Annotated in this window: 24 protein-coding genes, 1 tRNA gene and 1 pseudogene; 11 read left to right on the top strand and 15 right to left on the bottom strand. The window is 43.1% G+C overall.

Annotation, left to right across the window (positions count from 1 at the left end; translation table 11 throughout):
- Positions 1-142: 142 nt before the first annotated feature.
- Positions 143-1,120 carry an ABC transporter substrate-binding protein gene (locus ACK28X_RS09650; protein WP_412058752.1) on the bottom strand — a complete coding sequence of 326 codons (978 nt, stop codon included), beginning with the start codon at positions 1,118-1,120 and terminating at the stop codon, positions 143-145.
- A gap of 169 nt (positions 1,121-1,289) precedes the next feature.
- Here ACK28X_RS09650 and ACK28X_RS09645 point away from each other — a divergent pair.
- Both ACK28X_RS09645 and ACK28X_RS09640 read left to right on the top strand, forming a co-directional pair.
- Positions 1,290-1,364 (top strand) — tRNA-Gly (locus ACK28X_RS09645).
- Between the two features lie 168 nt (positions 1,365-1,532).
- Positions 1,533-2,336, top strand: a complete 804-nt coding sequence (locus ACK28X_RS09640; RefSeq protein WP_412058751.1) for a lysophospholipid acyltransferase family protein — start codon at positions 1,533-1,535, stop codon at positions 2,334-2,336.
- Positions 2,337-2,390: 54 nt separating this feature from the next.
- Here the strand turns inward: ACK28X_RS09640 and ACK28X_RS09635 are convergent, their stop codons facing one another.
- Positions 2,391-3,416: a D-alanyl-D-alanine carboxypeptidase family protein gene (locus ACK28X_RS09635; protein WP_412058750.1), complete on the bottom strand. Its 1,026-nt coding sequence runs from the start codon at positions 3,414-3,416 to the stop codon at positions 2,391-2,393.
- A gap of 185 nt (positions 3,417-3,601) precedes the next feature.
- Here ACK28X_RS09635 and ACK28X_RS09630 point away from each other — a divergent pair, with 185 nt between their 5' ends.
- Complete coding sequence (locus ACK28X_RS09630) at positions 3,602-4,051, top strand: universal stress protein (RefSeq protein WP_412058749.1); 450 nt, start codon at positions 3,602-3,604, stop codon at positions 4,049-4,051.
- 102 nt (positions 4,052-4,153) lie between these two features.
- Here ACK28X_RS09630 and ACK28X_RS09625 read toward each other — a convergent pair whose 3' ends face one another.
- The 3 genes from ACK28X_RS09625 to ACK28X_RS09615 form a co-directional block, all read right to left on the bottom strand.
- Positions 4,154-5,092 (bottom strand): hypothetical protein, encoded by a 939-nt coding sequence (locus ACK28X_RS09625; protein ID WP_412058748.1) that lies wholly within the window; start codon positions 5,090-5,092, stop codon positions 4,154-4,156.
- Positions 5,093-5,171: 79 nt separating this feature from the next.
- On the bottom strand, positions 5,172-6,131 hold the full coding sequence (locus ACK28X_RS09620) for an acetyl-CoA carboxylase carboxyltransferase subunit alpha (RefSeq protein WP_412058747.1): 960 nt from the start codon (positions 6,129-6,131) through the stop codon (positions 5,172-5,174).
- Positions 6,132-6,197: 66 nt separating this feature from the next.
- A complete protein-coding gene (locus ACK28X_RS09615) occupies positions 6,198-7,103 on the bottom strand; it encodes a tyrosine recombinase (RefSeq protein WP_412058746.1) in 906 nt (301 codons plus the stop codon).
- 126 nt (positions 7,104-7,229) lie between these two features.
- On the opposite strand from ACK28X_RS09615, the gene ACK28X_RS09610 reads away from it, so the two are divergent.
- Positions 7,230-7,835: a shikimate kinase gene (locus ACK28X_RS09610; protein ID WP_412058745.1), complete on the top strand. Its 606-nt coding sequence runs from the start codon at positions 7,230-7,232 to the stop codon at positions 7,833-7,835.
- A 9-nt stretch (positions 7,836-7,844) separates the two neighbouring features.
- Positions 7,845-8,957 carry a 3-dehydroquinate synthase gene (aroB, locus tag ACK28X_RS09605; RefSeq protein WP_412058744.1) on the top strand — a complete coding sequence of 371 codons (1,113 nt, stop codon included), beginning with the start codon at positions 7,845-7,847 and terminating at the stop codon, positions 8,955-8,957.
- A gap of 662 nt (positions 8,958-9,619) precedes the next feature.
- Here the strand turns inward: aroB and ACK28X_RS09600 are convergent.
- From ACK28X_RS09600 to ACK28X_RS09560, 9 genes and pseudogenes are all read right to left on the bottom strand, one after another.
- Positions 9,620-10,657, bottom strand: a complete 1,038-nt coding sequence (locus ACK28X_RS09600; protein ID WP_412059112.1) for a tyrosine-type recombinase/integrase — start codon at positions 10,655-10,657, stop codon at positions 9,620-9,622.
- 5 nt (positions 10,658-10,662) lie between these two features.
- The gene (locus ACK28X_RS09595) at positions 10,663-10,881 is read right to left on the bottom strand and encodes a hypothetical protein (protein ID WP_412058241.1); all 219 of its coding nucleotides are present in this window, start codon (positions 10,879-10,881) and stop codon (positions 10,663-10,665) included.
- 34 nt (positions 10,882-10,915) lie between these two features.
- A pseudogene (locus ACK28X_RS09590) lies at positions 10,916-11,550 on the bottom strand (lambda exonuclease family protein).
- A gap of 8 nt (positions 11,551-11,558) precedes the next feature.
- Positions 11,559-12,299, bottom strand: coding sequence for a recombinase RecT (locus ACK28X_RS09585; RefSeq protein ID WP_412058743.1), 741 nt, complete (start codon positions 12,297-12,299; stop codon positions 11,559-11,561).
- Between the two features lie 12 nt (positions 12,300-12,311).
- On the bottom strand, positions 12,312-12,467 hold the full coding sequence (locus ACK28X_RS09580; RefSeq protein WP_412059111.1) for a hypothetical protein: 156 nt from the start codon (positions 12,465-12,467) through the stop codon (positions 12,312-12,314).
- Positions 12,468-12,810: 343 nt separating this feature from the next.
- Positions 12,811-13,062 carry a hypothetical protein gene (locus tag ACK28X_RS09575; RefSeq protein WP_412057345.1) on the bottom strand — a complete coding sequence of 84 codons (252 nt, stop codon included), beginning with the start codon at positions 13,060-13,062 and terminating at the stop codon, positions 12,811-12,813.
- The gene (locus ACK28X_RS09570; RefSeq protein ID WP_412058742.1) at positions 13,002-13,511 is read right to left on the bottom strand and encodes a hypothetical protein; all 510 of its coding nucleotides are present in this window, start codon (positions 13,509-13,511) and stop codon (positions 13,002-13,004) included. The genes ACK28X_RS09575 and ACK28X_RS09570 overlap by 61 nt, the downstream gene beginning before the upstream one ends.
- Before the next feature lie 36 nt (positions 13,512-13,547).
- Positions 13,548-13,931, bottom strand: a complete 384-nt coding sequence (locus tag ACK28X_RS09565) for a hypothetical protein (protein WP_412058741.1) — start codon at positions 13,929-13,931, stop codon at positions 13,548-13,550.
- 267 nt (positions 13,932-14,198) lie between these two features.
- On the bottom strand, positions 14,199-14,525 hold the full coding sequence (locus tag ACK28X_RS09560; protein ID WP_412058740.1) for an XRE family transcriptional regulator: 327 nt from the start codon (positions 14,523-14,525) through the stop codon (positions 14,199-14,201).
- Between the two features lie 113 nt (positions 14,526-14,638).
- Here ACK28X_RS09560 and ACK28X_RS09555 point away from each other — a divergent pair, with 113 nt between their 5' ends.
- The 4 genes from ACK28X_RS09555 to ACK28X_RS09540 all read left to right on the top strand — a co-directional run bounded on the left by ACK28X_RS09555 (position 14,639) and on the right by ACK28X_RS09540 (position 16,980).
- Entirely contained in the window at positions 14,639-15,022 is a 384-nt protein-coding gene (locus tag ACK28X_RS09555; RefSeq protein WP_412058739.1) for a hypothetical protein, read from the top strand.
- Between the two features lie 119 nt (positions 15,023-15,141).
- Positions 15,142-15,405 (top strand): hypothetical protein, encoded by a 264-nt coding sequence (locus tag ACK28X_RS09550; RefSeq protein ID WP_412058738.1) that lies wholly within the window; start codon positions 15,142-15,144, stop codon positions 15,403-15,405.
- Complete coding sequence (locus ACK28X_RS09545; RefSeq protein ID WP_412057089.1) at positions 15,365-15,679, top strand: hypothetical protein; 315 nt, start codon at positions 15,365-15,367, stop codon at positions 15,677-15,679. Before ACK28X_RS09550 ends, ACK28X_RS09545 begins: the two co-directional genes overlap by 41 nt.
- Before the next feature lie 791 nt (positions 15,680-16,470).
- Complete coding sequence (locus ACK28X_RS09540; protein WP_412057091.1) at positions 16,471-16,980, top strand: hypothetical protein; 510 nt, start codon at positions 16,471-16,473, stop codon at positions 16,978-16,980.
- Positions 16,981-17,635: 655 nt separating this feature from the next.
- Here ACK28X_RS09540 and ACK28X_RS09535 read toward each other — a convergent pair.
- Entirely contained in the window at positions 17,636-18,334 is a 699-nt protein-coding gene (locus tag ACK28X_RS09535; protein ID WP_412058737.1) for a hypothetical protein, read from the bottom strand.
- A gap of 84 nt (positions 18,335-18,418) precedes the next feature.
- Here ACK28X_RS09535 and ACK28X_RS09530 point away from each other — a divergent pair, with 84 nt between their 5' ends.
- Both ACK28X_RS09530 and ACK28X_RS09525 read left to right on the top strand, forming a co-directional pair.
- Positions 18,419-18,958 carry a hypothetical protein gene (locus tag ACK28X_RS09530; RefSeq protein ID WP_412058736.1) on the top strand — a complete coding sequence of 180 codons (540 nt, stop codon included), beginning with the start codon at positions 18,419-18,421 and terminating at the stop codon, positions 18,956-18,958.
- 129 nt (positions 18,959-19,087) lie between these two features.
- Complete coding sequence (locus ACK28X_RS09525) at positions 19,088-19,582, top strand: DUF1376 domain-containing protein (protein ID WP_412058735.1); 495 nt, start codon at positions 19,088-19,090, stop codon at positions 19,580-19,582.
- Positions 19,583-19,636 lie beyond the last annotated feature (54 nt).

Genomic DNA, 19,636 nt, shown 5'->3' with positions numbered 1-19,636 from the left:
AAGGGGAGGTTAGGTGTTTATTATTTACTAGAAATAGCGATTAGAATCATTTTACTGAAAAATCCGCCTTCGGATGAAGGCGGATGATGAAGCATGTTTAGAGAACAAAATCTATCAGCCAACAATTTGACTCCAATCGTCCTTAGGGAAGAACCCTTGCGGCTTTGTTAATGACGCTTTGTGGAATGGTCAGGCCTATAAGGCGTGCTTCTCTTAAATTGAGACTGATTTTATCATTATCACCAGTAGTAACGGCGAGGGTGTCTGGCTTCTCCCCTTTTAAGATGCGTACTACTAAAGCACCTACTTGTCGTCCGTGCTGATAATAATCGGTGCCTTGGGCTGCAAAAGCACCGCGATTAATAGATGTAGCATCGGCGGTGAAAATAGGTGTTTTTGTTTCATTCCCTACTTGCACGGCGCCTTCTAGGACGGCGATTACTGTATTATCGGTCGGTACATATATTATATCAACCTTACCGATGAGGGCGCGGGTTGCAGCCTGGACATCAGCCGACTTGGGCGCAGCAGAAGGGATAATTTCAATCTCATAAGGTTTGGCTAGGGCGCGCAAGGTTTTTAAGGTGGAAACAGAATTGGCTTCTGAAGCATTATAAAGGTAGCCTAATTTTTTTAAATCAGGCTTAATTTCTTTTAAGAGGGCTAGGTTGGCCGCAACGTCAGAGCGATCAGATACGCCTGTTATATTGCCCCCAGGCCGTTCAAGTGAAGCAACCAATTTTGCTTCTACTGGATCGGTAACAGTGGCAAAAACAATAGGGGTCGTTTTGGTGGCTGCGGCCATGGTCTGGGCAGAGGGTGTGGAGATAGCGACAATAACATCGGGCTTTTCTCCAGCAAATTGCCGTGCAATTTGGGTGGCGGTGGTAATGCTGCCTTGAGCGGACTGGAAGTTGATTTTTAAATTTTTGCCAACTTTATATCCGGCTTCAGCAAGGTAATCTTCTACCCCTTTACGGGTGGCGTCTAAGGCGGGGTGGGCAACTAATTGTGTAATATCTACCTTTACGGCTTTCTCTAATTGATCTGTTGTTTGAGCCTGGCTTGCTGCTGTGCATGCTAGAAAAAAAGCTGTTATAAAAAAATTACGCATATCCATGTTTCCGGCAATAGGAACCCTATAAGGGGGTTCCGGTTTTGATTCAAGGCGTTAGTTCGCCATCTACTGCTTATCATCGTTTGTAAAAATTTATATCATAGTATTTTTTTTCTTGCAATTTGATAAAGCTTGGGCCATATAGATCTCGCTTGAAGTAGCATTAAAGTGAGCGGGTGTAGCTCAGGGGTAGAGCACAACCTTGCCAAGGTTGGGGTCGTGGGTTCGAATCCCATCGCCCGCTCCATTTTATTTTCTATCAAATAAAAGGCTTTGTCCCAAGAGGTTGAGCCATGTTTATTGTTTTATCCTTTATTTGTTGTATAAGGAGCGCAGGCGCGTTTTGTGCTTTTGCTTGATGGGGGTTTGCTTAAAATCATCATCGCTATTTGGGTTTTAAAATAAAGGGCTTATTGTGTTGATTTTCCGTTCTATTCTCTTCACCTTTGCTTTTTATCTCACCACTTTTGTGCAGATGGTACTTTATGCCCCCTTTTATTTTTTGTTGCCGCGTAAAAAAGCGTGGATTGTGCCTAAAACATGGGCGCGGGTAACACTTTTTTTGCAAAAATATATCGCTGGTACTCGGCATGAAATCCGCGGGCTTGAGAACTTGCCGCAAGGGGCTTACATTATTGCTCCTAAACACCAATCCGCTTGGGAAACTTTTGGGCTCGTGCCGTATCTTGACGATCCAGCGCTTATTATGAAGCGGGAATTGACTTGGATCCCGCTTTTTGGTTGGTATATGGCAAAAACACAAATCATTCCTATAGATCGCAGTGCACCTATTAAAGCTATGAAAGCCATTCTTAAGGGCGCTATAGATAAAGCGGCTCAAGGGCGGCAGATTCTTATTTTTCCAGAAGGTACGCGCCGTGTTGCTGGGGCGTTGCCTGCTTATAAGCCTGGTATTGTGGCGATTTATCAGGGAACGGGGTTGGATGTAGTGCCTATCGCCCATAATGCGGGGCTATATTGGCCTAAGGGTGATTTTCGTCGTTATCCAGGAACAATACGCGTGGAGATTTTACCTCCTATCTCTGCTGGTATGGATAAGCAAAATTTTATTGCTACTCTAGAAAAGGTTACAGAAGATGCTTGTGACGCTTTATTACTTGCCGCCGCCCGCGATAAAAACCCGCCACCTATGCCTAAAGAAGCTGTGCGAAGATTGGCACAATTAGGAATAAATTGGGAAGGACCATGCCGTTCTTAAACGCGAAGTATGATGTGGTGACACGCTGAAATCCTGTAGGTTTGAGCCCTTGTTTTATGGACGCGATTTATTGCTTGCACTGGGTAAAAAAAGCGGTTCAGCTATAAAAACTGGTAAGCCGTTTTGTCGAGGGTTAATGAAAGGGGCGATGGGGATTCTATTTCCCTGGCGATCAAGGTGTTGAGCCTGTAATTGATAAGCCTCTTTTGTACAGGTGTATTTCCTGAGATTACTGATTTTTCTGCGTTTTCTACCATAGGGTTTGAGATCAAATAAGGTGAAAGAGGGGGTAGAGCGGCTATTAAAACCATATTCCAAGAGCTCGGCCGCATGGTTTTCACGTAGATCAGGGCGCTTTTTTCCTAAAATTATTGCTATTACGTTGTGGTTATAGCGGGTAGCACTTGCAATGAGATTATAGCCAGATGCGCATGTGAAACCTGTCTTCATTCCATCGATTCCGAAAAAGTGTCCAATCAGTTTATTAGAATTGGGTTCAATAGCTCGCCCATCATTATAGTCGATAGAGGGGATAGAAAAATAGGGCAGATATTGTGGAAATTCACGTCGTAAATGCCAAACAAGAATAGCAAGGTCGCGCGCGGTAGAGTAATTGCGAGGATTTGGTAGACCATTTGCGCTGGTAAAGTGGGTATCGCTCATTCCTAACTCTTGTGCGGTGTGGTTCATTTCTTGCACAAAAGCGTTTTTTGTTCCGCCCACCGCTTCAGCAATGGCGGTAGCGAGGTCATTCGCCGATTTTACCATTGTGATTGCTAAAGCGTCATGGAGAGTTAGGATAGTTCCTGCTTTATAACCAGAGTGGCTAGGCGGTTCATTCGCCGCTGTTTTACTAAGGATAACAGGAGTCTCAAAGTTTATCTTCCCTTCTGCGATCGCTTTAAAGCTAATATAGGCGGTCATTAACTTGGTCAAAGACGCCGGATACCAACGATTGTAAGCTTGGTGGTGAAGATAGATTTCCCCGGTATCCCCATCAAAGACAATATAGGGTGCTGCTTTGACTGACTGGATAAAGACACAGGTGATCAAAAATACATATAAAAAAAAGGAATGCATAGCTCCCCTCATGTAGAAGTCTTTTATAGCTTAGTGTATTTTAAAGACAAGATTCTTTTTTCCACTATTACAAAAGGCAAGTACGTTTTTTAGCAACGGTTATCTATACGTAGAAATCATCTAACAAATGTGCTATTATCTTAATTAGGGTGCAGATTTTGCATCTCAAGGGAAGGAGACTAATCATGTATGAACGTATCCTTGTAGCAACCGATGGCTCTGAACTCGCCGAGCGAGGCATTGATGCAGCCATTGACCTTGCCAAACAGTTACACGCCGAATTATTAGTGGTGACGGTAACGGGGCTCATGCCTTCTTATAATATTGTCATCGGGGCTGAATGGGCGGCTGATCCAGAGACTTTTGAAGAGTTTCGTAAAGATATGGAGGTAGAAGCGAGAAAAATTCTTGGCGATGCTCTGCAACGTGCTGAAAAAGCTGGGGTGAACGCCCGGGGGATCCATAGCGAAAATCAATTGCCTGCTGCTGGTATTGTTGAAGCTGCTGAAGAGCACGATGTTTGTTTAATCATCTTGGCTTCTCATGGCCGCCGTGGTGTAAGTCGTCTTCTTTTGGGTAGCCAAACAGCAGAGGTGATTGCTATGAGCGCGCGTCCTGTTATGGTCATAAAATAGACGGCAACGAGCGCGTAAATTTTTGCATATGTTGGGCTTTTATTTGTATTATGCGCTTGATCTTACAGATGGTTTTTTTGCTATAAATGTGCGTATAGGAGTTTACAGAGAGGGCGGGGTTTCTGGTACAGGTAGACCCATAGCGCGCCGCCGTGACCATTGGGCAATCAATGAAGCTTCGTATGGACCTTGGATGGAGGGGCTTAGGGGCACATAAAATAAGCGGAACTGCGTTAGGGTAGTGTAGCTTTCTTTATAGGATGTAAGGGAGGTTTGTGTATAGCTGGGGCAGGTTTTCAAAGGCGAAGGAGATCTGCTCTTGAGGCTAGCATTAAAGACATAACGTTTACCACAAACATTGATTTTGGGAGGGATATGGGTGGATTCAAAATAATCATAGCCCACTTTTAACATTTTCCAAAAAGCATAATTGGGGTCGTTTCGATAACGAGCCATATTGACCGCGGTTAAACGAAAAGGGAAGGCTTGGAATTGGAAAGCGCGTTGGCCACCCAAAAAGGCATCGCGGGCAAAGGCATAAATTTGTGCAATGTTTTCATCGCTCATAGAATAGCATCCAGAGGATGAACAGCCGCCATGAACCATTAAAAAGCTACCGGTGCGGCCAAGACTACGGTCGTAAGCATTAGGAAAGCCGATATTAAACGCTAGGTAATAATTAGAATGGGCATTCATTTGGGCAGCAGAAATGTTGTAGAATCCTTCAGGCGCTTGGCGATCGCCTTCCATATATTTGGGACCTAGTTTCCCTGACCATTTGCAAATCTTATAGGTGGTTAGTAAAGCATAGGAACCGTTTTTGGTTTGTTTCCAGATTTCTGCGCGGTTTTCTTCTTTAAAGACGCGGATCAAGATGGGTGCATATTTATCCATATTAAGGCGCGCCATTTTGGCTTGTAATGATGTGGGCAATTCTTGTTGATCTTTGGCGATAGGTTTGAAAGATGCAGCGATTTTGCAACCGCTTAAAGCGCTAGTTGCTAAGATTATTGCAGAGAAAATAAAAAATCGTCGCTTCACGCCGCGTCCACTTCTATACTATGCGTTTCAAATTCCTATCTGTTTCGATTTATATTCAAAATAGAGTATCGTATAGAAATTATTGCGCCAAGGAACGACCCATATTGAGAAATTTTTCTTGGCGCTTTTGCTTGAGGGTTTCACCATTTTCGTCTTGCATGGAGCGCAGTGCCGCTGAGATAATATTGCTGGTTGCTTCAATCGCTATTGTTGGTTTGCGGTGAGCGCCACCTAAAGGCTCTGGGATGATACCATCAATGAGCTTTAGTTCGTAGAGGTCTTGAGCGGTGATGCGCATATTGCTGGCTGCATCCTTGGCGCGGCTTGCGTCTCTCCACAAAATAGAGGCAGCGCCTTCGGGCGATATAACTGAATAAATGGCGTGCTCTAACATATAGACTCGGTTAGCTGCAGCAATGGCAATGGCTCCGCCTGAGCCGCCTTCACCGATGATGACAGAGATAACGGGTACTTTCAAACGCAAAGTAGCGGCTGTAGATTGAGCGATGGCTTCAGCTTGGCCGCGCTCTTCCGCGCTTACGCCTGGGTAGGCACCTGCAGTATCAACGAGGGTAATGAGAGGGAGGCCAAAACGATCAGCCAATTCCATAAGGCGCGCGGCTTTACGATAGCCTTCAGGCCGTGCTGAGCCAAAATTATAGCGCAAGCGGGAGGTGGTGTCACTGCCCTTTTCTTGGCCAAGATAGGCGATAGGTTGGCCTTTGAATCGTGCAAAGCCTGCTTGTATGGCCTCATCATCGGCAAATTTTCTGTCGCCTGCTAGTGGTGTGAGGTCTGTGAAAAGGGTTTTGGCATAATCAAAGAAGTGAGGGCGGTCTGGGTGTCGCGCCACTTGGGTTTTTTGCCAGGGGGTTAGTTTCTTATAAAGATCTCGTAAAGCGGTTTTTGAACGGCTTTCAAGGCGAAGGATCTCCTCGCCCATGTCAATGCTTCCTTGCTCTTTTGCTAACTTTTTAAGTGACAAAATTTGTCCCTCAAGGTCTGCTACCGGCTTTTCAAAATCTAAATAATTATACATATGGGCGTACCCCACCTCATTTGGCTATGGATTGGTCAACACTTTCTTTTACTCTGGCTTGGGTTATCAAGCAAGCGGGTGTAAGGTATTTAATATATGTTGCAAATGCTCGTCCAAAACATGGGTATAGATTTGGGTAGTTGCGATATCGCTGTGGCCGAGTAATTGTTGCAAGGCACGCAAATTTGCACCACGTGCTAAAAGGTGGCTAGCAAAAGCATGGCGTAGGCCGTGAGGAGAAAGAGCGTTTTGCGGTAGGCCAGCTCTTTGTATCAGATTTTTTAGTTCTCGTGCTACTACCTGTCGTGCCACAAACCCTGATTGGGTACGAGCAGGGAACAGAAAGGGGCTCTCCTTATCTTTTATTTTTTGGCGTTCTATCATCCAGAGGGAAAGGGCAGCATATGCTGTCTTGGAAAGGGGCACCATGCGCTCTTTTTGTCCTTTCCCTTTGATGAGGATAAAGGGGGGCTCTTGGGCAAAGGGCGCAGCTTTTAAGGAAATAAGTTCGCTAATTCTAAGCCCTGTTGCGTAAAGCATTTCGACAATTGTATAAAGTCGTACGGCTCGCCTTTTCTCGATGGAGTTCGCGGAGGGGATTTCGGTTTCTTGACGAGCGATCTCTAAGAGATGGGTTATTTGTGATTCACTTATGATCTTTGGCAATTTTTGTTGGCGGCGTGGGGAGTCGATATTCACAGTGGGGTCATCATCGCGTTGGCCTTCGCTACGTAGAAATTGATAAAATTGTCGCCAAGCAGAAAGCCGTCTTGCTTGGCTCGTAGTGCTCAGTTTTTCCTGAGTCATGTAAGTAAAAAGTTTGATGAGATCTGTGCTTTGGGCTGTGATAAGATTTTTACGCATTTGCGCCAAATAGCGCATTGCCCATTCTAAATCTTGGCGATAGGCTTCAAGTGTATTAAGGCTTGCGCCACGTTCTGCACTCATCATTTCAAGAAAACGGTCGAGCATGTGTGTGCCTATGGTGAAAGCAGAATTTTGTACGAATTTTACGTATCTTATAGAAACTTTCTAAGATATAGTCGCTAAAGATTAACAGATGTTGATTTTAGGCTTTATTCGTGTCGAAACAAATGAATGGTGATGAAGAACGATAAAAAAAAGAAGATTTCACCTATGGTGCGTGCTGGAACGCTTATTCCTAATAATTTAGGGGGGCGTTGTTTGGTTTTGACGGGTTTGATGGGCGCGGGCAAATCAACCATTGGTAAAAGGGTGGCTTCGATTTTGAATCTGCCTTTTTATGATAGTGATGCAGAGATTGAAAAGGCCGCACAGATGTCTGTGAGCGAACTTTTTATGCTCTATGGGGAATTAGAATTTCGTGCCCTTGAAAAGCGAGTCATTAAACGGTTATTGGAGGAGGGGCCGATGGTTTTAGCTTTGGGGGGCGGCGCCTATGTTCAAGATGAGACGCGAGCGCTGATCCAAAATCAGGCGATTACTGTTTGGATTAAGGTGAGCTTTGATGTGCTGATGGGGCGCGTGTTGCAACGCAGTCATCGCCCTCTTTTGCAGCAGGGAGATCCATATGCTACTATGGCTCGTTTGTTGGAGGAACGATACCCTATTTATGCCCAAGCGGATCTTATTGTATATAGTGGTAAGGCGCGTCGCCATATTATGGCTCGCAAAATTATACAAGCGGTGGCTCGTTACCTTTCGACTGAAAGAAAACTATAGGGGTGAAGGATGGAGAAAACCGTCACAGTCGCGCTGGGCGCGCGGCGTTATGATGTGTTAATTGGACCGCAGTTGATTGAGAGGGCGGGAGAGCTGATTCATCAAGCATTTGGCCTGCGCAAATTTATGATTGTGAGCGATGAGACGGTGGGCGCTCTTTATTTAGAGCGCTTGAGAGCTAGCCTTTCTAATTATTTTTCTGATATTCATGTTTGTCTTGTGCCTGCCGGTGAGGCTAGCAAAGATTTTACTCATTTACAGCTTTGCGCCGAAGCTATTTTAGCAGCGCGGCTTGAAAGAGGCGATTTTATCCTTGCTCTGGGGGGTGGGGTTATTGGCGATTTAGCAGGCTTTGCGGCTTCAATAGTGCGGCGTGGGGTACAGTTTATCCAAATGCCTACTTCACTTTTGGCGCAAGTGGATTCTTCTGTAGGCGGTAAAACTGCTATTAATAGTCCTCAGGGTAAAAATTTAATCGGTAGTTTTTATCAGCCAAGAATGGTTTTGGCTGATAGCTTTGTTCTTGATAGCTTGCCCAGGCGTGAGTTTGCTGCAGGTTATGCCGAAATTGTTAAATATGGTTTGATCAATCAGCCCGATTTTTTTGCTTGGCTTGAGCAAAATCATCGTGAAATATTTTCTGGTAAGTATGCGCGGGTAGAGGCGATTAGCCGCGCTGTGGCAAGCAAGGCTGCCATTGTTAGCCGAGATGAACATGAAAATGGTGAGCGAGCTTTATTGAATTTGGGGCATACATTTGGTCATGCTTTGGAAGCCGTTCACCGTTATGACTCTAAGATTTTAGTGCATGGGGAAGGGGTGGCGATAGGACTTGTTTTGGCCTATGAATTTTCAGAATTTTTGGGACTTTTATCATCTGATCATGCGGTGCGAATCCGCTCTCATCTTCGCCAAGTAGGTTTGCCTACGACTATAGGCGAGATCCCTGCTTCCCGTCCTAGCGCGCAGCAACTTTTATTCTATATGAATCAAGATAAAAAAGTGGAGAGTGGATCCTTGACCTTTATTCTCGCCAAGGGCTTGGGGCAGGCTTTTATTGCCAAAAATATTGATCCTATGCAAGTGATAGCATTTCTACAACAAAAGCTTTCTGAAGCTTGAAATTTTAAGGAGGATTGATTTCTTTTTAAAAATTGGGTAAAAAAGCGAACGATGTCTGCGTAGCTCAGTTGGATAGAGCACAGGATTCCTAATGGGCGTTTTTGACGCTTAAAAAATTGGGCGCTTTTGAGGGAAACTTTTTCAGCGGATCTGCTCAAATTCGGGGAAAGCTTCGGTTATTATTGGAGAATGGTGTTTGGTAACATTATTTACTAATGATGGCTATGCCAATCCCGAGCCAAGTCGTACCTGTAGGTTTATAGAGGAGTTATCTACGCTATATGAGGATAGTGGGGGTATTATTATAGGCTTACGGCGCGGAAGGTGTAGAGACTGGACGGGCAGCACCTAAACAAGGGCAGGGCCGCCTTATTATAAATGCCTTGCTTGCAGCGAATATGTTGTACTGATAGAGGTCAAGCAGTTGTCTTCGTATTAGAAAGCAAATGTTGACGATGCGAATTTATCAGTTGTACGGTGAAGGGACAGTCCAGACCACGAACTGCTTTTGGCGGGCGGCGAAAGTCGAAGTGGTATGAATCCTGGGGTCGCAGGTTCGAATCCTGCCGTGGACACCATTTATTAATGATTTCAAACACTTAGCGAAAAGTTCGGGAATTTTAGCCTCTTTGATTCTGTTATGTTTTTTTGATGTCATCCCCTTACCTTTTTTGTATCTTTTCTATCGCTTCAAGAGCGAGTCGCCGTCGATCGGCGCTTTGGGTATAATGCGACGCCATCTCGTCATTAGTCCATCCAAAAATGGCTTTCAATTGTGCAACAGTTGCCCCCGAATTTGCCGCCCGAGTCGCCGCTAATTTGCGTAAGCCATGAGCAGACTTTTTAATGCCCGCCTCGTTACATGCTTCCCGAAACAAATTGCCAAAACTTTCCTTGGTAAGCGCCCTACCCTCTTTACCGCAAATAAAAGTGTCATTGCCAATTGTTCCCGCTTTAAGAGTAGCTTCTAGCTCGGGTAAAATGTGTAAAAAGACATCAGTTTGGAATTTGCTTTTTTCTGTCTTTAAGTGAATGACGTTATCTTTGACATTTTTCCAACCAATCCGCACTGCATCACCACGACGAAGGCCTGTATATAGCAATACATCAATCCATACCCGTTCATGCGTACCTAGTGGCCAGCGCTGGTAGTATTTGTCTATATCTTCTTCTAACCATATGGCAAACCCTTCCTTATTGGTAAGAGCAGGCGTTTTGATAGCGAGCGTGGGATTTTCTTCAAGAAAGCCATGATCAATAGCCCAATTAAATACGCCTCTAAACGCTTTTAAAAAATTCTTAGCCGCCGCAGGTGTCTCTTTGCGCCGCTCCACCGCGTCAATGAAATGCTGGCGCTTAAGAGCTTTATAAGGTACATGCCCCATGTCTTTCTCGGCTTTCTCTAGGATAAGCTCACGTTGCCTTTTAGTAGGAGCGGCTAATTTATGCCACTCCATGCTTTTGTAATATTTATTTAAAAGCCATGAGAAAGAGTCTTCTGCATTGCGCTTGCCTTTAATCGTTATTGGCGTTTGCCCCTGCAATTGGGCAATAGCGCTTTTATAGTTATCCACGAATTCTTGTGTACCATATGCGCCTTCTACTCTAATGCGCTGGCCTTTATTGATACGAACATACCAAAGCACTTTCCCATGACGGCTGTGTTCTCTCACTAAATGGGGTGGACGCGGCTTAGGCATAACACTCACAAACAGATATCGTATTTATCGTAAAAAGCATCAGAACTTGCCTGTGTGGTAATAGAGCTTTGATTGGTTAGCTCTGTTTCTTCTGCGCTCTCGTTGAGATAGATAATAACCTCGCCATCTGGTTTGATGGCTATACGGTCACAGCCTAGCTTCTTGGCTTCACGCAAAGCGCGGGCGATAGCTGGTTGGGTTATGGTAGGAGGTCGGTGTCCCATATATCTTGCTCCATTAGCTGTATATCTTCTCTTATCATCCTATCGCGCTGGATTTGGCGGTAAGCTTATCCTCAAGAGCCTGCACCTCTTCAAGGAAGGCATGCACACATGCCTCTATCTCTTGAATGCGTGCCTCATCACGCCATAGGCGCTTGATCTCACTCCTTAAGCTTGCATTCCTTTCGCTAAAGCGTGGGTCAAAAAACTAATAAAATCCACCCATTGCCGCCCCGTGCACGCCAGTTGAAACTGCATCTGGGCTTGCCATTTGGGCTTAATAATCCCATCAATTAAAAAGCGGGCATGAGTGGTGGAATGGGGGCATTTGATCTCTATCAGACCATCATCACCCACCAAGCCATCTGGGCTTGCCCCCGCCATGGCAATACTAGGGTGGGGAATAAAGCCACAAGCACTAACCTCATGCCCTGTCATAAAGCTATAGTCTTCCAAGGCATCATACTCATGATCAATGCCCCATTGCATGGCCGCCGTTACATAGGTCTCTATCGCCTTGCCGGTAAGCCGCTCGGTCAATAGCTGGATCTTATAATCCTCATAGTCCGCGCTTGGCAGGCCTTTTGCTGTTCTATTGACAACGCAATACACCTTAGAGGCAGTTACTTTGCCAAGGCGGGCATCAAACCATGCGGCAGTTCTTTGTTCCATATGAACCTCTAAGCAACAGAAAGGGTTTGCGCTTGTGAACTGTGCAAAGCTTGTTTCTTTTTAAGCAGTTGCAAAAGCGTTTGCGCTTGGCTTTGCGATAGGCTTTCAAAGCTTGATGCATGAACCGATGCTAGGGCTTTTGCCTCGTCTGTTTCTGTATCCAAGATCAGCTGTTGCACCACGGCAAGCGTTTCTGCATCGGCAAAGACTTCTTGGCTTTCTGATACGGGGGCATTTAAGCGTGTTGCTTCGTCTTCATCATAGATACCAGAGAAGCCAAAGGCATAACGGGCACATTGGATAGTCGCCTTATGGCGTAGCATACGGGCAGGCCATTTACGCCATGGGTCGGTTTGCTGTTGACATTCTTTTAGATATTCCGTGACCTCTATTGGGTCTTTAATGCTTTTGAGCCGTATTGAGCAGGTAATGGATATGAGATTGCCTGCTTGGTCGAAATGATCTTTAAAGGTCATGCCATCAAAGGCTGGATTAGATTTTATGATTTTAATCCAGCCATCAATGGACACACAATGTGTGATACCGCCACCACGTTTTGGGAACGCGTAAATCTCTTTTGTTAGAGGATTAAGGCCGTAGGTATTGGCAACGGAAATAAAGGCGGCGAATTCTTCTGCCGCTATATTGCCTGTCATGCAAGTTTTCATAATGGTTTGGCGAAAGGCCTCTTCTGAGAAGCCATAGTTGCTTGCCATAAGAGCAAGGGGGGATTGAACAAGTTGTGTCATTAGTGGTTTCTCCTAAGCTGGGGTGGTGGAGGTAGTCGTGATACGGGTATAGCCGCTGATACAATCATTGCCTGCAATTGTTATGGAGGCGGCAATATGCGTGTTGCCTGAAATCTGCGCATTGCCGCCAACACGTGCATTGCCCCAAACTTCTGCATTGTCTGAAATCTGCGCATGGCCTGAAACTTTCGCGTTGCCTGAAATGCGCGCATCGCCAAAAATCTTCGCATCGCCAAAAACCTGCGCATCATCTGAAACCTCCGCATCGCCAAAAAAACCCGCGCATCGTCAAAAATCTGCGCATTGCTAAGAACACATGCAGTATCAAAAACACATGCATCATCACCGATCCAGCAGGTGCCATTATGGCTTAGGCGGTATTTGTTCTCAACAAAGCCGCCCAAGTCTCCAGCTTTGATATCGCCAAAGTCGCGTAGGGCTTTGATACGGTATAGTGTACGGCCGTCGATTTCTTTTGTTTCTTGAGTCAGTTCGTATTTCTTTTCCATGCCTATTCCCCTGTGATGACTGTGTCGCCGTCTATTACCCTGTCACCATCAATATGCGCATGGCCTGAAACTTTCGCGTTGCCTGAAACATACGCATCGCCTGAAACCTGCGCATTTTCTGTAACTTGTGCATGATCGAAAATCCACGCATGGCCTGAAACAGAAGCGTTGCGTGAAACTTCCGCATGGCCTGTTACACGCGCATGATTTTTAACGATCGCGTGGCCTGAAATGTGCGCGCTATCACTAACCAACGCATCATCATCAAACAAACCCGCGCGTCGTTGAAGATATGTGCATTGCCTGAAACTTCCGCATGGCCTGAAACTTTCGCGTTGTCTGAAATAAACGCATTCCAATAAATCTTTGCGTTGCCTGAAACCTGCGCATTGCCGAAAACCTGCGCATCGCTAAAAACACACGCATATTCAAAAACCCGCCCATCATCGCCAACCCAACAATCGCCTTTATGGCTTAGGTTGTATTCACTCTCAACAAAGCCGCCCTTATCGCCTTTTTTGACGTTTCCAAAATCGCGTAAGGCTTGGATACGATAGAGTTTATGGCCGTTTACGGTGATGCTTTCATCTCTCAACAAGCGATATTTTGGACTTAGAGACGTCATGTTAAATTCCTTTGGTATGATTAAGTGGCGATCAAGACAAACCATCCGAGCGCGAAGAGGGTTAGAAAGCCTAGGCATTCAACGATACAGATTAAGGCTTCTTTCATAACGCCCTCACAAAACATCAGATGCACGCAAGCGGTGTTGTTGTTGTTCGTAGGTGCCGTAATAGATGTCTTTAACGGTCTGTTCTGCCCATTCCACTAAGAGCGTGGCGTAAGCTAGGCTATTGCGCACAAAGGGGTGGGCTATATCATCATCGGGCGCTAGGTCGAATGTTTCTATGTACAGTTCAGCGACCTGTTCGCTTATGTCGATAGTGCTTTGCGTTTTTGGATTAATGCAAAGCACTTGCTCTACGCCGTCCATAGCGGAAAGCATGGCCAAGATATCGCGTTTATCTAAAAATGGCCCACTTCTGCCTACATGTTCTCCGTCAGAATAGGTGAGCAATAAGATCTCATCACTCGTTACAAAAAACGGTGCTTTCGTGTGCATTTCAACCTCCATATCCCTTTAACAAACCAGATCAGCGCTTGCTTCTTCGTGGTTGTTAGGTTTGTGTCTATGGGGTATAGATTATTTCGATTTCAGAATAAGTCAATAACTTTTTTCTAAAATCGAAATATATTTTTTGTGATTAATGAGAGGCGAATACGGAAAAATTTCTGTAGGTTGCTCGTTTTTTAGGAGGAATTTTTATGAAAAAGCAGAAAGAGGCTCTGAAATTATTTATGACATTCACCGAGGAGCAAAAGCGTGCAATTATTTTTCACTTGTTTCTTGAAGAGACTTCAAAAAAGAAATGACAGCTTTTCTGTGCTCAGGTTTTGCTGAGGAATACAAACTCAAAAAATAATCATCGCAATTTTCGGGTAGGAGATGAGGTGGCATAGCTTTAAAGAATGAAGTTAATTTAACTAGTTCATCAGCAGATATGTTCCTTTTCTCTTTGCCTCCCTCTATAGATAACATTTTTGAGATCGCGGAAGTGTGAACGCCCATATACCTAGCGAGTTCGCTTTTTGCACCATGCCCTTTAGTTTTGAGCTGTTCACTCGCCCATATTTTGATCTGCGTTTGAATATCCATACTTCTAATATTGCTATTATTGCAGATTTAGCAATATTTCCATTTTAGAAAATAACTTGACATTTTTCTAAAATCGCATATTTTGACTTCATAAAGATATGAGAATGGCTGTAATGGATATTAAAAACTCGGCATCAAAAATTATAAAATATCTAGGTGGAGCGAAACATGTATCGCGTCTTTTGGGATGTCATGTCTCCCTTGTATATAAGTGGACATATCCGCTAGAAAAACCCGAAGGCAAAGGCGGAATTATTCCAGCTAAATATCAGCTTGCTCTTCTCGAATACGCGCGGCGTAATGGCCTAGACCTGCGCCCTGATGACTTCTTTTATCCAGAACGGTTGCAAGCGCTTCTAGCACAGAAAGATAACGGTCAAGAAGCGAACTCCCCCTCTTGCGGTACGTCCGACCTACCGCAGGACGCCGCCCGCGCCCAGTCAAACCCCCGAGTGGGCGCGGGTGGCAATCATAACAACTATAGCGTGCATACATAAAGAGCACACCCAAAATAAAGGCACAGATAACCGCATTCCTAAAATGCAAAGCCTAAAGGAATATAACCATGCTACTAGGACTCATTTTCGCCGTCGTATCAGCAATCTATCTAATTTCTATGGCTAGCGGTTACTACGCCCACCGCCTCGATAAGCGCATAATAGCCAAACAAAAAGAAGCCATAGAAGAGCTTACCAGTACGCTAGTTGAAGCAGAAAACGCCCTAAACAAGCAAGAGTACATGATCAAAAACCTTAGCGGTTTTCTGAAAGGCGAACAACCTAATGTCCACCTTGTCCGTATTGGCATTAGCGTTGAAGACAATGACCAAATCGTAAGCGATGAAGATAGTTCATCAGAAGAACACGCAAAGATGCATTAAGAAGAACGGGGATATTAAGGAAATGGATATTGTTACTACTCCGGCAACATTTACTATTGCTTTAACAATTTTTATAGCAGCTTGTTTATTTTATGTATGGTTTGGGTTTGATTTTCTTACGGATTTATTTCCACGCCTTGGGTGGTTCATCATTTCCCTCTGGGCTCTTTCTTACATAGTTACATCAGTTTTTGTTACCACTCAACCTACAAAAACATGCTGTTGTACAGCGCAATATGTAACAAATCCAAGCGAACAGACAAAAATAGAGTAGGGAATTAATATGATAGCTTTTGAAATTGCAATGGTAATATTTTTAATAACCAGTCTCATTTGTATGATAGCTGGAATAATATATTTCATACAAAAGCGCCGATATTTTGGCATTCTCCCTGCTTGTATTTGTATAATTTGCTTTTTTTTTATGGTCAAATTCCCCCCCGAAACGTCTATAGACAACTCAGCATGTACATCGCAATGCATGACGCAACAACCGAGAAACTCTCAGTAGTTGAAAGGAAAGAACGATGAAAAAAGCCGTATTACTAAGATGCATTAGGGATATGTGAAATGGATATCATCATTGCGCTAGCCTCTTTGGCTGTAAACATCATTTTCATAGGCTTTGCAGTTTGGTTTTACCGCGTGTATGGCAATCCGCTTGATTTTTAGAAAAGTATAGACGTATCAATAGAGAGAATAAAGGGGTTATCCTTTATCAAAGTAAAGCTATTTCTGATCAGAATAGGACTATTGAGGACTTAAAAAAGTCTATTAACGACCTAAAAAAGCCTGAAGATGAAAAGCAAGAGGCCATACTAGAGCTAAGGAAAATCATTAAGGAAAAAGACAGCGTTATTAAGGAAAAGGACAGCGTTATTAAGGAAAATTCTAATAAAATATCCGACATGTCATTTATGCTACGGATGTTCGAGATAGATAGAACGCAACTTAGAGAAGAAGTAAAAGAGAAGAAAAACTACATTAAGTTTCTTAAGGGATATTCTTTGATATGAGAAATGGAAAAACAAGCAAGAAAATCTAGCTGAGAGAAAGGTGCATTCTATGACCACAATAGAAATAATATTTTCAATAGTATCTACAGCACTCCTCCTGCTTTGCCTTGGATTTTATTTCAACGCTTATGCTTTTAGGAAACTATCGCAAAAGCGCCAAGAGCGTTCTGAAAAAGAAATCGCGCGTATCATTAATTACCTAAAGGATATGCAAAGTCAGATTGATATAATTACTAGCCAACAGGAAGAGCTTATTAAGGATCCTAAAGGCCGAGACCTAGAACCATTTATAGAGTCTTCCGAAACAAAGCCTAATAAATATGATGAAGAAGGAACGGCACATGGGTACCGCGTACCTTTTGCATTCGAGCTTGATTTAGACTTTGCTCAAAAGCAAGGCTTCACGGAGGAAGGGGCTATATTAGAAGCCGAAAGGTTTCGTCAAGCTTTTGAAAACAGGTACTGTTACGGCGAAAAATTATATTACCAGAAACATCACTGGATCGTTGCGTGGAAAAATTGGGTTCGTCAAAGAAAAGCCTTTCGAGGAACCCATTAGATGAGAAAAGCTAGATTATAAGGTGCGCGAGACAATGACAGAAAGTATTTTATTCTCAATCATAGGCTTATCTCTGAGTTTATGTACTTGGATTTTCTTCTATCGCATAGAGATATTAAGCTTATAAATCAGATAACGATAGATATAGAACAAAATTCAGCAATCCTCAAAGAGGAAGAGATGACAACAGAAGATTTGATGAAAAAGTTTTCTGAAATAGAAAGAGATATTTTAACTGTGAAAAGAAAGTGATAAAAAATGTTCATGCCAACAATCCAATATGTTTTATTTTTTTGGTCGCTATTTCTACTATTATTTTATTTTATTATCAAAAAAAGAATAAAAAAAACAAAGTACACTTGTGCTAATATTTTATATAGAAAGAAATCCGGAATAAGAAGACAAGTAGTCTTAAAAAGATTTATAAAATACAAGATAGAAGAAGCGAAAAGTGAACTAGAAAATCTAAAGGAATTGCAAGGATAGATTATTAACTTTATTTTATAGGAGGGATATCAAGACTATATTTTATATGTACCGTCTCATTATGATCATTGGCAGATGTATGATGTATATGAAGTGTAATCTTTGGCTCATGTACGGCTCATTGCACAGGAAATGTAGATCAAGAATAGTATAATTAATGTGCTGTTTTTTAGGGCGTATATTGATGATTTTCAATAATACACAAGACTGTTCTAAAGCTTTTTTGCATGATCCATAGAAGCAAAGGTGTTTTTTCCTCTGTCCTTTTTGCTGTAGGATTTTCACGCAAAATGGGATTAAGTTCCGTTCCAATAAACTCTAAATGGAGAACATAAGATTCATCATCATACATCTTTTCGATATATTCTTGTTCGTTTTCCATGAAAAGACTACCAATCTTATTGGTTAGACTTCTCATTTTATCTTTAAAGGACTCAAATGTGCATGCATTTTCTTTAAAAATTAATGGATTGTCATCGGATATAAAGATATCCTTGATGATTATACTGTTGTTGGAGTTATTTATTAATTTTAATGAAACTATGAGCTCCCGCGAAAAACTACCATCTTTATTGCTTAAGTCACATTCATTACTTTCTGGAAAATATGCATGTATTCGCTCTATTTCTAAGGGAAGTCCAAGATCAACTTTTCTTTTTTCCTCTAAATTCAAGCCAAGTTTTGCTAAAGAAATTATCGTGTTTTCTTCCAAGCTTTTGGCTTTATTTTTTTCTATTTCTAGAGCTTCTTTGTTTGTCTTATTTTTGTTCCATAAGTGGACAAATTTTATAATACGCCCAATAATCGTGATTATTATTCCCGCTATAGGGATAATCCAGACTAAGTTTTTGCTTATCCAATCCCACATCCGTAATTACCCCCCTTTGCGTTTTATTTATTCAATAGCAAAGCACTGTAATTCGCGTTTTATGATTCTGCAACGGGGGTTGGCATGAGGACTATTCTATGCCTTGACCTTGGTAGCAAAATGGGCTGGGCGGCATTTTGCGGTAATGGATTTATACGCAAGCCGCAGGTACACAGCCTTGCTAAAGATGCTTTTTGCCAAGGCGCTATGACCAGCGGCTCTGTTACCTTTAAAAAAAGAACTTTTGACGGGGGCGGCGTACGCTTTTCTAAATTCCGCATATGGCTAAGTGATACCAAACACCGCTTTGAATGTGCTGGAAGTAGTCTTGATAAAATCTATTACGAAGAAGTGCGTCGCCACCTTGGAACAGATGCCGCCCATGTTTACGGCGGCTTTTTAGGCGTTCTCACCGCTTGGTGTGAACATCATCAGATTGACTATCAAGGCGTGCCCGTTGGTACCATTAAGAAGCACGCTACAGGCAAAGGCAATGCATCAAAAGATGATGTTTTAAATGCCATATGGGATAGAGGCCATCATCCAGAGGATGACAACGAGGCCGATGCCTTAGCCCTTTTATATTACGCTTTAGATCGAGAGGAGGAAGCAGACAATGACTAACGCTTGTCTCATGGCTAAGCCCCTTATGGGTGGCGCTGCTCTTACAAGACATAAGGCCGTGATTAATGGCCATAAGAGCATTCAGATCAATATGAGATTTCACGATATAGATAGAGAGGGGTTTTTAGTATGAATAGTGCTATGCCATGGGTTAAATTTTCGCCATGCGATTGGATTGTAGGGACGCTTGGCCTAATGCCAGAGCAAAAGGGCGTTTATATCGATCTGCTCATGCTCATGTATGAGAGGAAGGCGCCGGTTAAGTTTGATATAGCTTTTTTAAGCCGGGCATTTGGCTGCTCACAAAACAAGCTACGTAAAATCATTGATGAGTTAGTGCGCTTAGAAAAAATCATCATAACCCAAGCCGGTATTTGGAACGCACGCGTTGAAAAAATGCTTGCTGGTTTTGAGGATGACAAAGAGCGGCACGAGGATCTTTCAGAAAAAAGACGCAAGGCGGGTCTAGCAAGCGTACAAGCGAAATCCATAAAAAAACAACATGTTAGCGAGGGTATTCCAACAAACGCTCAACAAAATTTCAACAAACGCTCAACAAACGCTCAACAAAATTCAACACATGTTGACCATATAGAAGAAGAAAAAAGAAGAAGATATATATAGATATTAAAAATATTTGTTCTAACGAACAAATACAAAAAAAAAAAAATCTTGATG

Source organism: Bartonella sp. DGB2 (genome assembly GCF_046843095.1).
Taxonomy (GTDB): Bacteria; Pseudomonadota; Alphaproteobacteria; order Rhizobiales; family Rhizobiaceae; genus Bartonella.
This window is presented reverse-complemented; position numbering and strand designations above follow the sequence as displayed.

Bases quoted from the DNA above. Each gene is read 5' to 3' on its own strand.
- ACK28X_RS09650 (WP_412058752.1), bottom strand. From the start codon at position 1,120: ATGGATATGCGTAATTTTTTTATAACAGCTTTTTTTCTAGCATGCACA.
- ACK28X_RS09635 (WP_412058750.1), bottom strand. From the start codon at position 3,416: ATGCATTCCTTTTTTTTATATGTATTTTTGATCACCTGTGTCTTTATC.
- ACK28X_RS09630 (WP_412058749.1), top strand. From the start codon at position 3,602: ATGTATGAACGTATCCTTGTAGCAACCGATGGCTCTGAACTCGCCGAG.
- ACK28X_RS09620 (WP_412058747.1), bottom strand. From the start codon at position 6,131: ATGTATAATTATTTAGATTTTGAAAAGCCGGTAGCAGACCTTGAGGGA.
- ACK28X_RS09615 (WP_412058746.1), bottom strand. From the start codon at position 7,103: ATGCTCGACCGTTTTCTTGAAATGATGAGTGCAGAACGTGGCGCAAGC.
- ACK28X_RS09610 (WP_412058745.1), top strand. From the start codon at position 7,230: ATGGTGATGAAGAACGATAAAAAAAAGAAGATTTCACCTATGGTGCGT.
- aroB (WP_412058744.1), top strand. From the start codon at position 7,845: ATGGAGAAAACCGTCACAGTCGCGCTGGGCGCGCGGCGTTATGATGTG.
- ACK28X_RS09600 (WP_412059112.1), bottom strand. From the start codon at position 10,657: ATGCCTAAGCCGCGTCCACCCCATTTAGTGAGAGAACACAGCCGTCAT.
- ACK28X_RS09595 (WP_412058241.1), bottom strand. From the start codon at position 10,881: ATGGGACACCGACCTCCTACCATAACCCAACCAGCTATCGCCCGCGCT.
- ACK28X_RS09585 (WP_412058743.1), bottom strand. From the start codon at position 12,299: ATGACACAACTTGTTCAATCCCCCCTTGCTCTTATGGCAAGCAACTAT.
- ACK28X_RS09570 (WP_412058742.1), bottom strand. From the start codon at position 13,511: ATGCCTAGGCTTTCTAACCCTCTTCGCGCTCGGATGGTTTGTCTTGAT.
- ACK28X_RS09565 (WP_412058741.1), bottom strand. From the start codon at position 13,931: ATGCACACGAAAGCACCGTTTTTTGTAACGAGTGATGAGATCTTATTG.
- ACK28X_RS09560 (WP_412058740.1), bottom strand. From the start codon at position 14,525: ATGGATATTCAAACGCAGATCAAAATATGGGCGAGTGAACAGCTCAAA.
- ACK28X_RS09555 (WP_412058739.1), top strand. From the start codon at position 14,639: ATGGATATTAAAAACTCGGCATCAAAAATTATAAAATATCTAGGTGGA.
- ACK28X_RS09550 (WP_412058738.1), top strand. From the start codon at position 15,142: ATGGCTAGCGGTTACTACGCCCACCGCCTCGATAAGCGCATAATAGCC.
- ACK28X_RS09545 (WP_412057089.1), top strand. From the start codon at position 15,365: ATGAAGATAGTTCATCAGAAGAACACGCAAAGATGCATTAAGAAGAAC.
- ACK28X_RS09540 (WP_412057091.1), top strand. From the start codon at position 16,471: ATGACCACAATAGAAATAATATTTTCAATAGTATCTACAGCACTCCTC.
- ACK28X_RS09535 (WP_412058737.1), bottom strand. From the start codon at position 18,334: ATGTGGGATTGGATAAGCAAAAACTTAGTCTGGATTATCCCTATAGCG.
- ACK28X_RS09530 (WP_412058736.1), top strand. From the start codon at position 18,419: ATGAGGACTATTCTATGCCTTGACCTTGGTAGCAAAATGGGCTGGGCG.
- ACK28X_RS09525 (WP_412058735.1), top strand. From the start codon at position 19,088: ATGAATAGTGCTATGCCATGGGTTAAATTTTCGCCATGCGATTGGATT.